Consider the following 14,765-nt stretch of genomic DNA (forward strand, 5'->3'; position numbering starts at 1 on the left):
CGGTCGTCAGGTGTCGGTGCCCTCGAGCTCCTGACGGAACTGGTCGCGGCGCACGCGCGTGTCCTCAAGGTGCGGGTGGATCTCGAGCGCCCGGTCCATCACCTCCACCGCGGTCTCCTTGCGCTCCATCGACACTAGGATGACCGACAGGCCGACGAGCGCGCCCCAGTGGCGCGGCTCGCGCCGCAGCGTCTCCTCGATGTCGGCGATGGAGCGGCCGAAGTCGCCGGCGAGGAAGTTCACCGTCGCCCGTCGGTTCCAGCCTTCGGCGAAGTCCGGCTTCATGCGCACCACCCCGTCGAGGAGGTCGAGCGCGAGGCCGTAATTCTTCGTCTGCATGGCGTACCCGGCCCGCGCCATCAGAAGGTCGACCGTGGGGCTGCCGGACCGCGTCATGCGCCGCATGATGTGACGCGCGATGCGGTCCGCCCGCTCCTTGGTGTCCGCCGCAGCGAGCTCGGCGAACATGCGGTCGAGCCGCTCCGCGCGGCGCTCCGCGGCCGTCGTGCCTCCTGGGGGCTCGGCGGGCTGCGGACGGTCGACGCGGTCCCCCTTCCGGGGCGCGGCGTCCGCCTCCGGGCGGACGGTGTCGGTGTCGGTGTCGCGCTGCTGCGCGAGGGCCGGCGCGCTCGCAAGGGCCGCGAGCGCGAGCGTGGCGATGAGGGAGCGTGCGAACTGGGTCATCGGCGGATGATGGGGCGCACGGTACGCCTCGTCAAAAGGACCGGGGGTCGCAACTGGGTGAGCTCGACGAGGCATCGCGCGTCGGGTTGACGGGCGGGGCGTCAGCCGCGATGGCCCCCACGGGCAGGGGGCCGCGATGGCAGGGACCGACGGGACATCAGGGCCGCCTGCCGCACGGCCGTGGCAGGTCGCCCTTGTCGTCGCACTCTACGTCATTGCGCTCGGCGCCGTCCGACTGGGGCTGTCGCCGTTCCTGGAGATCGACGAGGCGCAGTTCGTCGGCGCGGTGGACCTGCGGCTCGTCTACGCCAACTCCCATCCCCCGCTCTACAATTGGCTCGTCCGCGGCGCGTTGGAGCTGACCGGATGGCGCTGGCCGCTCGCGGTCGCGTTCGTCAAGGCGGCGCTGCTCGCCACAACCTACCTCCTCGTGTTCGACGCGGTGCGACGCCTCGCCGGTCCAACTACGGGCGTCCTCGCCCTCGCCCTCGCGGCGCTCATGCCGCAGGTGTCGTGGATGTCGGCGCACACCCTCGCCCACTCCGTCCTCGTGTTGGCGGGGGCGGTGGGGGTGGTCGCGGCGCTGACCGCGACCGCACGGCGCGCGACGTCCGCGGCGTTCCTCGCGCTGGGGGTCGCAGCCGCCGTCGGTGCGCTCGGCAAGGCGAACATCGTGCTGCTCCTCGGCGGCCTCACCGTCGCCGCAACGCTCGATCCGTTCTGGCGCGGGCGGTTCGCCGACCTCCGAGCGCTCCTCGCGCCGGCCGCGTTCGCGCTCCTCGCCGGTCCTGCCTATCTGGCCGCGGCGCTCCAGCTCGAGGCGTCGACGGCACGGGTCGCCAAGCTCTACGACGACGGTCCGTTCAGCGCGCTGGACGTGCCGCTCGTCGGGCTCGACGGCGTGCTGTCCCTCGCGCTGTCGGCGCTGGCGTCGGGCGGCCTCGTCGCGCTCCTCGTCGCGATCTTCGCCCGCACGCCGCCGCCCCTCGATGAGGCGGCCGAGGCGACGCGGCGCCTCCTGTGGCGCGCGATGGGCATCGGCCTCGGCGCGCTCGCCGCCCTCGTCGCCGCGGCGGACGCGACCGTGGTGCACGAGCGCTACCTGATCCCGCTGCTCGCGCCGCTGCCGGTCGTGGCCGCGCTCCACCTGTCAGGCTGGCCGCGGCGCGGCGCCGTCGTCGCGGCTGGCGCCACGGCCTTCGCGGTCGTCCCCGCCGCGATGGCGGCGATGACCGCGTTCGACGACCACCGCTTCGCGCGACCCTACGACGCCCTGCTTGCACCCCTCGTGGACGACCTGCCCGCCGGCCGCATCGGTGTCGTCTCCTGGCGGCATGACCTTGCGGCCAACCTCACCCTCGCGCTGCGGCGGGCGGGACGCGAGGCCGATATCCTCGGCGATCCGCTGGCGGGCGCGCCCGACCTCGCGCTCGCCGTCGACCGCCGCGAGGGCCGTCCCCCGGAGGCGCCTCCCGGGTTCTGCACCGTCCGCTCCACGAGCATCGAGGCGCCGCTGCGCAACCTCACCGGCCGGACCATGACGCTGCGCGCCACGATCGCTCGCCCGTGCTGACGCCGGCCTGCGTTGTCAGGGGCGCAGCCCCGCGAGGCGGTCGAGCAGGGCGTCGCGCCGCTCCGTCAGCCCCTTGTAGGCGAGCTGCGCGTCGTCGAGCGCGGCGAGCTGGGTGACCAGCCCGGCGACGAGGCGCGTCCCGTCGGGGTGGCGGGCGAGCGCCTCGACGGGGTCGAGCATCACCTTGATCGTGAACAGGAGGTCGCCGGTGGCGAGCCGCCGCAGCGTCTGCCGCTCCACGCGGACGAGCGCGTCGTCGAGGGACGCGGCGGGCGCGGGCTCACGCTTGGAGCGCGGCATGGGCAGCCCACCGCCGAACTGGAGCGACCAGTTGAGCCGCCAGACCAGCGCGTCGTCCGGCAGGGCGTCGAAGATGCGTCCCACCCGCGTGCCCATGGCGCCGGCCCATCCGGGCACGTCCGCGTGGATCGTGTCCATCGGCCGGCCGAACTTCTCCGCCAGCAGCCAGGAGGAGGGGAACGCGAGCGCGGCGGCGACGAGGCGCCAGCCGTCGGTCCCACGGCGCATCACGACGAGGTCGTCCTGCACGAGCAGCGCCGCGCGCTGGATCGGTGCCGAGACGGAGTCGGTCGCCGGAAGCGCGACGCCGCGCGCCGCAAGGTGCCCTGCGATGCGCCGCTCGACCTCCTCCTGCGCCCCCTCCGTGCCCGGCTCCGTCCGCACCGCGCCGGGATCTGCCGCGAAGACCTCGGCCTTCAGCGCGAGGTCGGCGTCGCGGCGGTCGTCGACTTCGAGCCACTCGGCCGGATCGAGCGGCGCCATCGCGATGGAGAACGGGCGATGGCGCCCCGCATAGGGCGCGTGGAGCGGACGGGGCAGGGCGCCCAACCGGGTCAACCGGCCTCGACCGCGGCGAGCTCGTCGATCAGCCCCTCGATGACGGCGAGCCCGGTGTGCCAGAACGCCGGATCGCGCGCGTCGAGCCCGAACGGGGCGAGGAGCTCGCCGTGATGCTTGGTCCCTCCGGCCGACAGCAGCGCGAGGTACTTCTCCTCGAAGCCGTCCGGCTCGCGCTCGTAGATGCCGTAGAGCGAGTTCACCAGGCAGTCGCCGAACGCGTAGGCGTAGACGTAGAACGGCGCGTTGATGAAGTGCGGCACGTAGGACCAGAACACCTCGTAGCCCTCCTTGAGCCGCACCGCGGGGCCGAGGGACTCGCGTGAGACGTCGAGCCAGATCTCGCCGAGCCGCTCGGCGGTGAGCTCGCCCTCGCGCCGCGCGGTGTGGACGTGGCGCTCGAAGGTGTAGAACGCGATCTGGCGCACCACGGTGTTCAGCTGGTCCTCGACCTTGGCGGCGAGCATGACGCGCCGCGTGCGCGCGTCCGGCGCCCCGTCGAGCAGCGTGCGGAAGGTCAGCATCTCGCCGAACACCGAGGCGGTCTCGGCGAGCGTCAGCGGCGTTGGCGCCATCAGCGCGCCGTTGGGGCTCGCCAGGATCTGATGGACGCCGTGGCCGAGCTCGTGGGCGAGGGTCATCACGTCGCGCACCCGGCCCTGATAGTTCATGAGCACGAACGGGTGGGCCGACGGCACGGTGGGGTGGGAGAACGCGCCGGGCGCCTTGCCCGGCCGGACCGGTGCGTCGATCCAGGGGTTCTCGAAGAAGCGTTCGGCGAGCTCGGCGATCCGCGGCGAGAAGGCCTCGAAGGACGACAGCACCGTGTCACGCGCGTCGGACCAGCCGATCGTCCTGTCGTCCGCCTCCGGCAGCGGCGCGTTGCGGTCCCACGTGTCGAGCGCGTCCTTGCCGAGCCAGCGGGCCTTCAGCGCGTAGTACCGATGCGACAGCCGCGGGTAAGCCTCTGTCACGGCCGTGACCAGCGCGTCGACGACGTCCGCCTCCACGCGGTTGGCGAGGTGCCGCGCGGCGGCGACGTCGTCGAAGCCGCGCCAGCGGTCGGAGATCTCCTTGTCCTTGGCGAGCGTGTTGGTGATGAGCGTGAAGACGCGCTCCTCGCCCTTCAACGCGGCGGCGATCCCCTCGGACGCGGCGCGGCGCACCGACTCATCCGGATCGAGGAGCCGGTTGAGCGCCTCCTCGAGGGTGAGCGCCTCCGGCCCACCCTCCACCGCGACCCTTAGCCCGGCGATGGTCTCGTCGAAGAGCCGCGTCCAGGCCGTGCGAGACGGAGCCGACTTGTCGAGGAACAGCCGCTCGAGGTTGTCCGACAGTTGGTGCGGCCGATCCTTGCGCAGGTCGGCCACGAAGGGCCGGTAGTGTGCAGCGCCCTCGTCCTCGAGCGCGCGGTCCATCATGGCATCGTCGATGCGGTTGAGCTCGAGGGGGAAGAAGAGGAGGTGGGAGGACAGCGCGGTGAGCCGGTCCGCCACGTCGCCGTAGGACTTGGCGAAGGTCGGGTTCGCGGTGTCGGTCGCGTAGAGCAGGCTGGCGTAGGAGCCGAGGCGACCGGCGCGGTCCTCCAGCGCCTCGTAGGCGCGCAACGCCTCGGCAAGATCCGTCCCGCCCCCGTCCGCCGCCACGAGGTCGGCGAGCCGTCCCTTGTAGCGCCCCTCGAAGGCACGAGCGTCTTCGGCGAGCCCAGCAAGGTCGGCGGCGAGCTCCGGCGCGTCCGGGCCGGCGTAGAAGTCCGACAGGTCCCATTGGGGCAGCGCGCCCAGCGCCGCCGCGCGCCCCCGCTCGGCGGTGTCATGTGGCACGATTGCGCAACATTCGATCAAACTCATCGGGGGACCTTCGACGGGACGTGACGGGAGGGGGACGCAGGACGGCCTGGTGCTATGTGCCACCGACATAGATGGTTTCCTCCCGTCAAGGCGACAGGGCAATGCGTGTGACATCGACGACGAGGCCGGGCGCCGTCCGCAAGCTGGCCCGCGTGGCGGGGGCGGTCCTCCTCGCGGCGGCGACGCCTCGTGGTGCCGTCGCCGAGGCGCCTGTGCCGCGCGCCTCGCCCTTGACCCTCACCCTGGCGACGGGGCTCGACGTCGCGACGCTCGTGGCGATGGCGCCGTCGGAGCCCCCGTCGATGGAGGCTGCGATCCGCCGTGAGGTCGAGGCCGATGTGTGGCTGTCGGTGGCGCGGTTCTATGAGGCGCGCCACCACGCGCCGATCTGGACTGGGGAGCGCGCCGCGACGTTGCGGGCCCGCCTGGCGCAGGCTGAGTTCGACGGCCTCGACCCCGCCGACTACGTCGTGCCGCCGGCCGGCGACGGCGTGGGGGCGCAAGCCGCCGAGGAGGTCGCGCTGACCGAGGCGGCGCTGCGCTACGCTCGCCACGCGCACGCAGGCCGCACGCATCCCTCTGACGTCTCGCGCATCATGACGCTGGAGCCGCCGTCCCTCAACGAGCGCACGTTCCTCCTGCGCCTCGCTCATGCGAGGGACGTCGCGGCGACCCTCGACAGCGTCCATCCGCAGCACGCCCAGTACCAGGGACTGCGCGTCGCGCTGCGACGAACGCTGGAGCGATCGGTGGACGCGCCGCCCGCCGTCGGCCGGGGGCCGAACCTCAAGGAGGGCGTGCGCAGCCCCCGCGTGGCGGTGCTGCGGGCGCGGCTCGGCGCCACGGTGCGTCGGGGCACCGACGCCACGGTGTTCGACGCCGCCCTCGGCGAGGCCGTGAAGGGCTGGCAGCGCGCCCACGGCCTTGCCGCGGACGGCATCGTCGGCCCGCGCTCCCTCGCGATCCTCGATGCCGGGCTCGGGGAGGAGGCTGCTGCCGCGCTGATCTCCAACATGGAGCGCTGGCGCTGGATGCCCCGGTGGCTCGGCGCCCACCACGTCGTCGTCAACGTGCCGGCCTACCGCGTGCGCGTGGTGAGCTCGGCGGAGACCGCCTACGAGGGGCGCGTCATCGTCGGCAAGCCGGCGAACCCGACGCCGATCTTCTCCGACGAGGTCGAGCACGTGGTGGTGAACCCGTACTGGAACGTGCCGTTCTCCATCGCCTCGAGCGAGATGCTGGGCGGCATCCAGGCCGACCCCACCGGCTACCTCGCCCGGCGCGGCTACGAGGCGGTGCTGAACGGACGCGTGGTCCACCCCGCATCCATCGCCTGGTCGCGCGACGCGCTGCGCCACGTGCGCATCCGCCAGCGACCGGGCCGTGGCAACGCGCTCGGCTCGATTAAGTTCCTGTTCCCGAACCGGCACGCGGTCTACCTGCACGACACGCCGACCAAGCAACTGTTCTCCCGCACCGAGCGAGCCTACAGCCACGGATGCGTGCGCGTGGAGGATCCCTTCGCCTTCGCCGATGCGCTGCTCGCCAGGGAGGCGGGGATGTCCGGCGCTGGCCTGAAGCGCCTCGTCGGCCGCAGGCAGCAATGGCTCGACGTGGAGCGGAAGATCCCGGTGCACCTCACCTACTTCACCCGAGAGGTGGCGCAGGACGGGACACTCCTGCGATACGCCGACGTCTACGGCTACGATGCTCGCACCCAACGCGCGCTCGGGCTGTAGGTCGCCGCCGTGCATGCGCCTTGTTGCCTGATCGCCACAGCGTGGGTTGCCGGCATGACGGCTCTTTCGTCGGCGTCGTCGATCCGTTAAGCCTCCGGCAAGCGTTGCGTCGTACCTCGTGGCTCATGCGTCGCGTCCGGCGTACCCTGATGTGTCTGACAGGGGGCGGCTGTTGAAGATCATCCTCGCCACCACCTCCGCCGCCCGGGATGTGCCGTGCGCGACCGTCCCGCGCGAGCGCGCCGGACCCTTGCGCTCAGGCAGGCCGAGGCTCCGCGATCGACGGACTGCCGGGCTCGCGCTGCGCCTGATGGCCGGCCTGAGCGGGCGCCGGGTGCCCCGCGGGGTGCGGTGCCTCGCGGTGGCGTTGCTGTTGGTGTCGCTGGTCCTGCCGGCGGCACCCGCAATGGCCGCCTCGCGCACGCTTGAGCTCTACTTCACGCACACTCGGGAGAGCATCAAGATCGTCTACAAGCGCAACGGCAGCTACGTCGGCTCGGCGTTGCGCGACCTCAACCGCTTCCTGCGCGACTGGCGGCGCAACGAGGCGACCAAGATGGACCCCGAGCTGTTCGACCTGTTGTGGGAGATGCAGCAGGAGTTCGGCGGCACCATCCACGTGGTCTCGGCGTACCGCTCGCCCGCGACCAACTCCATGCTCCGCAGCCGCTCGCGCGGGGTGGCGAAGAACTCCCACCACATGGCCGGTCGGGCCGTCGACTTCTTCATCAAGGGCGCCAACATCGCCAAGCTGCGCGCCGCGGGCATGAAGCGGCAGGTTGGCGGCGTCGGCTACTACCCGCGCTCCAACAGCCCGTTCGTCCACATGGACACCGGGCACGTGCGGGCGTGGCCACGCATGCCGCGGAGCGAGCTGGCTCGGCTGTTCCCGGACGGCAAGACGCTGCACCTGCCGGCGGACGGCAAGCCGCTCAAGGGCTACGCCGAGGCGCAGCGCCTGGAGCGCGACGGCAAGCTTGCGAGTCTCGACGGGAGCTCACGCGGCGGGGGGCTGCTCGCCTTCGTGGGGCTCGGTCGCGGCGGCGGGGACGCGGAGCCAGCGACGGCGCCGCGACGCGCCGAGCCGGCTCGCGATCCGCCCATCGCGGTGCGGACCGCCTCCCTGGGTTCCCAGGCGCAGCGCACCGCGCCGCAGCCCTCGGCGCAAGCGCGCCAGCCCACGAGCGACGACGACGGCGAGGAGCGGCGCGGGTTGTTCCGCCAGCTGCCGTCGGTCTCGCTCGGCGGACTGATCGGCCGCACGCGTCGCGCGGATGCTCCGGCTCCCCCAGAACCTGCGGAGGTGCAGCCCGTGGCGCTGCCCAGCGCTCCCCTCACCTCGGTGGCGGCGGAAGCTCCCGCAGTGGCGTCGGAGCCGGCTGCCCCTCCGCCGACGCCTCGCGCGTCCCCGGCGGGGCGGTCGCAGGAGGATGCCCCTGCGGCGCCGGTCGTCGTGGCGGCGCTGCCGCCGCACCGCCCGCTGCGGCCGAGCGGGACGGAGGTGGTCCCCGCCCCGGGCGCCCTCGCCTACGCCCGCGAGGACGTCCTCCCAGGGGACACCTCACCGCAGTCCGACACGGCTGCGCTGATCCCCAGCGCGCCGCTCGGCGAGCCCTTCGCTTCGATCGGCGAGCCTCTGGCGCCCATGGGCGAGCCCCTTGCGCCGGTCGCGGCGTCCTCGGCGGAGACGGTGCCGAGCGCGCTCACGGCGCCGGTGGTCGAGGCGATGATGAGACCGGTGACCGGTGCGAGCCCGGCCCTGCTGGCCAACCCCGCGGACGTCTCGTCGGACGGCTTCGCCACCCTCGTCGCGCCCGACCGATCGGCCGCCATGGATGAGGGCGTGCTGCTCGTCTTGGGCTTCCTCGGCTCCGGCAAGCCCATCCAGACCGGCCGCAACGACTGGCTCCGGACGGACCGCTTCGTCGGCACACGGATCACGGTATTCGCAAGCCCGAGGACCTGACCGCTCGTCAGCACCATGCTCCGTGGGACACGGCGGTTCTCGACCTCCGAGACGGGGACCAGCGGCGCCCCGGCTCGCACGGGCAAGCCGGCTTCTCCGGGGACGCGTCGTTGCTGGAGGTTCCAGCGTCGCGCTCCTTTGAAGTTGGGACGACGAGTGCGGCGGGCGTGCGGTGGACCACCTGCCCGCTGCACCGCGGTGTGGCTTCAGGCCGCCTCGGCGGTCGCCTCCTCGCCCGTGAAGCGCATGCCGAGCGCCTGCAGGTAGAGGTCGAGCACCGCCTCCTGCTCCTGGCGCTCGCTCGGCTCCTGCTTGCGCAGGCGCACGATCTGGCGAAGCACCTTGGTGTCGAAGCCGTTGCCCTTGGCCTCGGCGTAGACGTCGCGGATGTCGTCCGCGATCCCCTGCTTCTCCTCCTCCAGCCGCTCGATCCGCTCCACGATCGCTCGCAGCTGATCGCCCGCGACACCACCGTTCACCATGGGATATCTCCGTCGTTGCACCGTGCGAGTGTCATGCGGCTGGCAGCCGGATCAACGCCCACCCCGGTGCTCGTCCCCGATGTTTGGGCTGAAGCGAGCAGCATGGTCGCCATCGCCTTGTCCCATTGGAGCCAAAGCGATCGTTCCTCGGGCCGAGCGCGCGTGCTCATCGCTGCCGTCGGCTCACGTTGCAAAAATGGGACAACGCGCCTGCAAGGCAGTGCCGACGCCATTGGGCACGATATTGATATAAACCAGGCGCAAATGTGGTGAGGCCGCGCGGGGTTTGATGAGCCCTCCGCGCCGTCCGCCGGCTTATCATTATGTTCATGTTCCCGTGCTGTGATCGCAAGCAGCGGAGGTGACCCGTCGATGCCCAAGTCAAGTGTCCGTTAAGAGGGCGTCAATCATGACAGCACGTAGGCAGGGAGATATCAGCTTCGCGAAAGCCTCTTCGTGCATTGATCCCTCGCATCGTCGCGTACTGTTGTCTCACACCTCGATGGGGCGCGGAGGGCGTACCGTGGTGATGCTGTTGGCGCTCCGCACCCGCGATTGACAACGGACGAGCAAGCTCGCATGAACGCCGCGGTTGGCGCCGCGAACACGTTTATGACGAACGAACAATAGGACGGCTCGCTGCAAATGTTCCGAATCCCCTGCTGCGTAATGACAGGCTTAACTCCCGTGCTCCTCGCCGCTGTAGCGTTGTCGACAAGCTCGACCGAAGCCTCGGCGGAACTTCGACTGTGCAACAAGACGCCGGTGCAGGTGGGGATCGCGATCGGGTACCGGAACAACGAGGAATGGGTCAGCGAGGGCTGGTGGAACCTCGACGCAGAGAGCTGCCAGGTCGTCGTCGATGGTCCCCTCCCGTCGAGGTACTACTACCTCTATGCGTTGGACTATGAGGAGGGTGGCGCGTGGGGCGGCACCGCGCTCATGTGCACGTCCGACAAGGAGTTCACCATCGCAGGCACCAACGACTGCGTCGCTCGCGGCTACGAGCGGCGCGGCTTCGTCGAGGTGGACACCGGCGACCGTCTGTCCTGGACGGTCCAGCTCACCGAGCGCCCCAAGGTGGGCATCGGCGGGCGATGATTCGAGCGCGGCGCGTCCGCGTCGTCGCAACGCTCGGTCCGGCCTCCAGCCAGCAGGACCAGATCCTTGAACTCCACCGCGCCGGAGCGGACGTCTTCCGGATCAACATGAGCCATGCCGACCATCGGCTCATGCGCTCCCTCGTCTTGCGCATCCGCGCGGTCGAGGACGTGGTGGGCTCCCCCGTCACCATCCTCGCGGACCTCCAAGGGCCGAAGCTGCGTGTGGGCACCTTCGGCGAGGGCCCGGTCACGCTGGCAAACGGCGCCGCGTTCACGCTTGACGCCGACCCACGGTCCGGCGACGCGAGCCGCGTCCACCTCCCGCACCCGCAGATCCTGCGAGCGTTGCAGGAGGGGGATCGGCTGCTCATCGACGACGGCAAGGTGCTGCTGCGCGTGCGTGAGGCCTCGCCCAAGGCGGCGCGGACCGAGGTTGTGCAGGGCGGCGAGGTGTCCGACCGCAAGGGGGTGAGCTGCCCAGATACCTTGATTGACGTCGGCGCGATGACCGAGAAGGACCGCAGCGACCTCGACGCCTGCCTCGATGCCGGCTGCGACTGGATCGCGCTGTCCTTCATTCAACGTCCGGAGGACCTCGCCGAGGCGCGCAAGGTGGCACGGGGGCGGGCCGGCATCCTCGCCAAGATCGAGAAGCCGCAGGCCATCGAGCGCCTCGACGACATCATCGACCTCGCCGATGCGGTGATGGTCGCGCGTGGCGACCTTGGCGTCGAGGCGCCGCTCGAGGCCGTGCCGGGGCTGCAGAAGCGCATCACCCGCGAGGCGCGGCGGGCCGGCAAGCCCGTCGTCGTGGCCACGCAGATGCTGGAGAGCATGATCTCCTCGCCGGTGCCCACCCGCGCCGAGGTGTCAGACGTTGCGACCGCGGTGTTCGAGGGCGCCGACGCCGTCATGCTGTCGGCGGAGTCGGCGGCGGGGCGCTACCCGGCCGAGGCCGTGACGATGATGGACCGGGTCGCCCGCCGCGTGGAGGAGGACCCGAACTACCGCGCCATCGCGCTTGCCCAGCGCGTCGCGCCCGACGCCACGGGATCGGACGCGCTCGCCGCTGCCGCGCGGCAGATCGCCGAAACCCTCGGGGTCGGCGTCATCGCCTGCTACACGACCTCCGGCTCGACGGTCCAGCGCATGTCGCGCGAGCGACCGTTCTCGCAGATCCTCGCGCTGTGCTCGCGGGTCGACACCGCCCGCCGCCTCGGGATCGCCTGGGGTGTCTTCTGCGTGGTCGTCCCACCGTGCGCGGACGTCGATGAGTTCATCGCACGCGCTGGCGCCGAGGTGGTCGACCACGGACTGGGCCGCACGGGCGACCGCCTCCTTGCCGTCGCCGGCGTGCCGCTCGACATCGCCGGCGTGACCAACCTCCTCCAGCTCGCCTTCGTCCGCTCCACCGACGAACGGTGAGGCGGCGGGGACGGCCGCCTCACCTGCGCCGGGGCGGTCGACCACGGATTGGGCCGCACGGGCGACCGCCCCCTCGCCGTCGCCGGCGTGACCAACCTCCTCCAGCTCGCCTTCGTCCGCTCCACCGACGAACGTTGAGACGGCGGGGACGGCCGCCTCACCTGCGCCGAGGCGGTCGACCACGGACCGGGCCGCACGGGCGACCCGCCCCCTCGCCATCGAGCTCGCCTTCGTCCGCTCCACCGACGAACGGTGAGACGGCGGGGACGGCCGCCTCGCCTGCGCCGGGGCGGTCGACCACGGATTGGGCCGCACGGGCGACCGCCCCCTCGCCGTCGCCGGCGTGACCACCCTCCTCCAGCTCGCCTTCGTCCGCTCCACCGACGAACGGTGAGACGGCGGGGACGGCCGCCTCACCTGCGCCGAGGCGGTCGACCACGGACCGGGCCGCACGGGCGACCGCCCCCTCGCCGTCGCCGGCGTGACCAACCTCCTCCAGCTCGCCTTCGTCCGCTCCACCGACGAACGGTGAGACGGCGGGGACGGCCGCCTCACCTGCGCCGAGGCGGTCGACCACGGACCGGGCCGCACGGGCGACCGCCCCCTCGCCGTCGCCGGCGTGACCAACCTCCCCCAGCTCGCCTTCGTCCGCTCCACCGACGAACGGCCGCACGGGCGACGGCAGGGACGGCCTTCGCCTCGACGAACTGCGACCGAGGCGGTCGACCGCGGACCGGGCCGCACGCGCGACCGCCCCCTCGCCGGCGCCGGCGTGCCACTCGACATCGCCGGCATGACCAACCTCCTAAGGCTCGTCTCCACCGACGAACGGTCGTCCGCGGTCGACCACGGACCGGGCCCACCGACGAACGGTGAGGCGGCGGGGACGGCCGCCTCGCCAGCGCAACAACGCAGCGCCACATGAGCGCCCGCTTCGGAAGTAAAGTGGTTGTAGGATGTTGATAACTCAACCAAAAAGTGATTAGGGTCGACCGTTCATCGTGAGGGCACGTCGTCCCATGGCCGATCGCGCAGTGTGGCAGGACGACGGTGTCCCCGTGCGCGTGGCCAGCAGGCTGGCCAGAACGCACGCAGAATCCATCCTCAGGGTGGCGTCGCGGCCGCCGATGACGCCGCGGCAGGCATGCGTCGCGTTCGGCCTGCGGAACCGGCGCGCCGGCATGACGATGGGCCGCCGACCCGACGAAGCCCTCGCCGAGCTCCTCCGCAGGGCCACGCCGGACGACTGCCTCGACGCCGCCTTCGCGCTGCATGATGGCGGCTCCGGGCGGCTCGTCGAAGTCGCCCATGGTCGCTGCGCCGCGCCGCGGCCGTTCAGCGACGTCGACTACTACGCCGGCATCGCCCGCTGGCTGGGCTGCGGCTTCGATCGCGGCGATGTCCTGAGGCGCACCGTCGGAGACGACCCCACGGTGCTCCTCGCCGATGACGGCGTCGTCCTACGCGCCTGCGTGGGCGGCACTCAACGCTACTCGGTGGTTCCGTCCAGCGGCTGGCTGCCCAAGCTCGCGAGCCTTCTGGCCCGTCGGCCCGACATCGCAGCACAGCTCGTCGTCGTTCCCCCTCAAGCGCTCGCCGCGGCGGTCCCCTTGGATGGGCCGAGGATCAACATCGGGCGCCTTGAGCCGCTGCATGGGGTGCCTGCGCACGCGCTTGCCGAACGCGTCATCACCCGCGGCCAGGGTGCCATCGGGCTCGTCGGGCTCGCCGCCGTCGCAACGGCCGCGGCGCACGCGCCTGCCATCGCGCTCAACGGCGGCATCCTCACGATGACCGGCGTCCTACTCGCGTACGCGTCGACGCGCGCGCTCGCCCTCGCCGCGACCGACACGCCGGGCGCGCTGCGCCCGCGGCTCAACTCGGGCGCGTTGCCGGACTACTCCGTCCTCGTCCCGCTCTACCGCGAGGACCGGGGGCTCGCTCACCTGGTCCAGGCCCTGCGGCGGCTCGACTACCCGCACGAGAAGCTCGACGTCCAGTTCCTCGTGGAGGCGGACGACACCCTCACCCAGCACGCCGTGCTGCGCGAGACGGCGGGGCTCAACTGCCGCATGACCATCGTGCCGGGCGGTCGACCGCGCACCAAGCCTCGCGCGCTCAACGTCGGCCTGCGTCAGGCCCGCGGCGAGTACGTCACCATCTACGACGCAGAGGACCGACCGGACCCGCTGCAGTTGCGCATCGCCGCGGAGGTGTTCGCGGCATCCCCGCCCGACCTGGCTGCGCTGCAGGCGCGCCTCACCATCGACCACGTGTCCGACAACTGGCTGACCAGGATGTTCGCCATCGAGTACGCCTGCCTGTTCGACCACGTGATGCCGATGGTGGGTGCGCACGGCCGCCTCCTCCTCCTCGGCGGCACGTCGAACCACTTCCGGACCGATGCGCTGGTGCGGGTGGGGGGCTGGGATCCCTACAACGTCACCGAGGACGCCGACCTCGCGATCCGCATGCGCCGGTTCGGCTACCGCACCGCCATGATCCCGTCGCACACCTTCGAGGAGGCGCCGGTCACCATCGGCGCATGGCTCAAGCAGCGCTCGCGCTGGTTCAAGGGCTTCATGCAGACCTGGCTCGTGCACAACCGGGCGCCACGGACGCTGGTGCGCGAGGTCGGCCTCGCCGATGCGGTCGTGCTCCACCTGTTCCTCTTGGGGGCACTCGCGGCAGCGCTCGCGCACTGCGCGTTCGTCCTCCAGCTCGCGCTCCTTGCATCGGGACAGGCCAACCTCCTGTTCGGGCCGTCCGCCTGGGTCGGTGGGCTCCAGACGCTCGCCGTCACCTTGGGTTACACGGCAAGCTTCGCGCTGGGCGCCATCAGCATCCGGCACCGTCGCGGCATCGCGATCAGCCCATGGGCGGTGCTGTGGTTCCCGGTCTACTGGCTCCTCATGGGGGCCGCCGTCCTCATCGCGCTGCACGACCTCGTGCGCAGCCCCCATCACTGGCGCAAGACCACCCATGGCGTGGCGCGCCGCCCGCGACGGCCCCGCTTCGGACGCACGCGACGAGCTTAGGCACGATCCCCGTGCCCGTAACGCGCAACGCCGAGGGCGGCGTCGAC

General features: G+C 71.9%; 11 protein-coding genes. 6 read left to right on the forward strand and 5 right to left on the reverse strand.

Annotated features, from left to right (window positions below; genetic code table 11):
* Positions 1-6 precede the first annotated feature (6 nt).
* Positions 7-684, reverse strand: a complete 678-nt coding sequence (locus tag ACOOE8_RS08460; RefSeq protein ID WP_420394380.1) for a tetratricopeptide repeat protein — start codon at positions 682-684, stop codon at positions 7-9.
* A gap of 136 nt (positions 685-820) precedes the next feature.
* Here ACOOE8_RS08460 and ACOOE8_RS08465 point away from each other — a divergent pair, with 136 nt between their 5' ends.
* The gene (locus tag ACOOE8_RS08465; RefSeq protein ID WP_420394381.1) at positions 821-2,257 is read left to right on the forward strand and encodes a glycosyltransferase family 39 protein; all 1,437 of its coding nucleotides are present in this window, start codon (positions 821-823) and stop codon (positions 2,255-2,257) included.
* Positions 2,258-2,272: 15 nt separating this feature from the next.
* Here the strand turns inward: ACOOE8_RS08465 and ACOOE8_RS08470 are convergent, their stop codons facing one another.
* Positions 2,273-3,115 (reverse strand): heme-dependent oxidative N-demethylase family protein, encoded by an 843-nt coding sequence (locus ACOOE8_RS08470; RefSeq protein ID WP_420394382.1) that lies wholly within the window; start codon positions 3,113-3,115, stop codon positions 2,273-2,275.
* Positions 3,112-4,965: a M3 family oligoendopeptidase gene (locus ACOOE8_RS08475; protein WP_420394383.1), complete on the reverse strand. Its 1,854-nt coding sequence runs from the start codon at positions 4,963-4,965 to the stop codon at positions 3,112-3,114. The genes ACOOE8_RS08470 and ACOOE8_RS08475 overlap by 4 nt, the downstream gene beginning before the upstream one ends.
* Before the next feature lie 152 nt (positions 4,966-5,117).
* Between ACOOE8_RS08475 and ACOOE8_RS08480 the strand changes: the two genes are divergently transcribed.
* Both ACOOE8_RS08480 and ACOOE8_RS08485 read left to right on the forward strand, forming a co-directional pair.
* A complete protein-coding gene (locus ACOOE8_RS08480; protein ID WP_420394384.1) occupies positions 5,118-6,704 on the forward strand; it encodes a L,D-transpeptidase family protein in 1,587 nt (528 codons plus the stop codon).
* A gap of 361 nt (positions 6,705-7,065) precedes the next feature.
* A complete protein-coding gene (locus tag ACOOE8_RS08485; RefSeq protein WP_420394385.1) occupies positions 7,066-8,670 on the forward strand; it encodes a DUF882 domain-containing protein in 1,605 nt (534 codons plus the stop codon).
* A 206-nt stretch (positions 8,671-8,876) separates the two neighbouring features.
* Here ACOOE8_RS08485 and ACOOE8_RS08490 read toward each other — a convergent pair whose 3' ends face one another.
* Positions 8,877-9,152, reverse strand: a complete 276-nt coding sequence (locus ACOOE8_RS08490) for a DUF2312 domain-containing protein (RefSeq protein WP_420394386.1) — start codon at positions 9,150-9,152, stop codon at positions 8,877-8,879.
* Positions 9,153-9,917: 765 nt separating this feature from the next.
* On the opposite strand from ACOOE8_RS08490, the gene ACOOE8_RS08495 reads away from it, so the two are divergent.
* Positions 9,918-10,253 (forward strand): DUF1036 domain-containing protein, encoded by a 336-nt coding sequence (locus ACOOE8_RS08495; RefSeq protein ID WP_420394387.1) that lies wholly within the window; start codon positions 9,918-9,920, stop codon positions 10,251-10,253.
* Entirely contained in the window at positions 10,250-11,680 is a 1,431-nt protein-coding gene (gene pyk, locus ACOOE8_RS08500) for a pyruvate kinase (protein WP_420394388.1), read from the forward strand. The genes ACOOE8_RS08495 and pyk overlap by 4 nt, the downstream gene beginning before the upstream one ends.
* Before the next feature lie 157 nt (positions 11,681-11,837).
* Here the strand turns inward: pyk and ACOOE8_RS08505 are convergent, their stop codons facing one another.
* A complete protein-coding gene (locus ACOOE8_RS08505) occupies positions 11,838-12,353 on the reverse strand; it encodes a hypothetical protein (RefSeq protein WP_420394389.1) in 516 nt (171 codons plus the stop codon).
* 454 nt (positions 12,354-12,807) lie between these two features.
* Between ACOOE8_RS08505 and ACOOE8_RS08510 the strand changes: the two genes are divergently transcribed.
* Positions 12,808-14,718, forward strand: a complete 1,911-nt coding sequence (locus ACOOE8_RS08510; protein ID WP_420394390.1) for a glycosyltransferase family 2 protein — start codon at positions 12,808-12,810, stop codon at positions 14,716-14,718.
* The last annotated feature ends 47 nt before the right edge of the window (positions 14,719-14,765 follow it).

It is taken from the genome of Acuticoccus sp., from assembly GCF_965213555.1.
Classification (GTDB): Bacteria; Pseudomonadota; Alphaproteobacteria; order Rhizobiales; family Amorphaceae; genus Acuticoccus.

What these genes read in the sequence shown, in the direction of transcription:
- ACOOE8_RS08510 (WP_420394390.1), top strand. Translation starts at nt 12,808, where the DNA reads ATGACGCCGCGGCAGGCATGCGTCGCGTTCGGCCTGCGGAACCGGCGC.
- pyk (WP_420394388.1), top strand. Translation starts at nt 10,250, where the DNA reads ATGATTCGAGCGCGGCGCGTCCGCGTCGTCGCAACGCTCGGTCCGGCC.
- ACOOE8_RS08490 (WP_420394386.1), bottom strand. Translation starts at nt 9,152, where the DNA reads ATGGTGAACGGTGGTGTCGCGGGCGATCAGCTGCGAGCGATCGTGGAG.
- ACOOE8_RS08465 (WP_420394381.1), top strand. Translation starts at nt 821, where the DNA reads ATGGCAGGGACCGACGGGACATCAGGGCCGCCTGCCGCACGGCCGTGG.
- ACOOE8_RS08460 (WP_420394380.1), bottom strand. Translation starts at nt 684, where the DNA reads ATGACCCAGTTCGCACGCTCCCTCATCGCCACGCTCGCGCTCGCGGCC.
- ACOOE8_RS08475 (WP_420394383.1), bottom strand. Translation starts at nt 4,965, where the DNA reads ATGAGTTTGATCGAATGTTGCGCAATCGTGCCACATGACACCGCCGAG.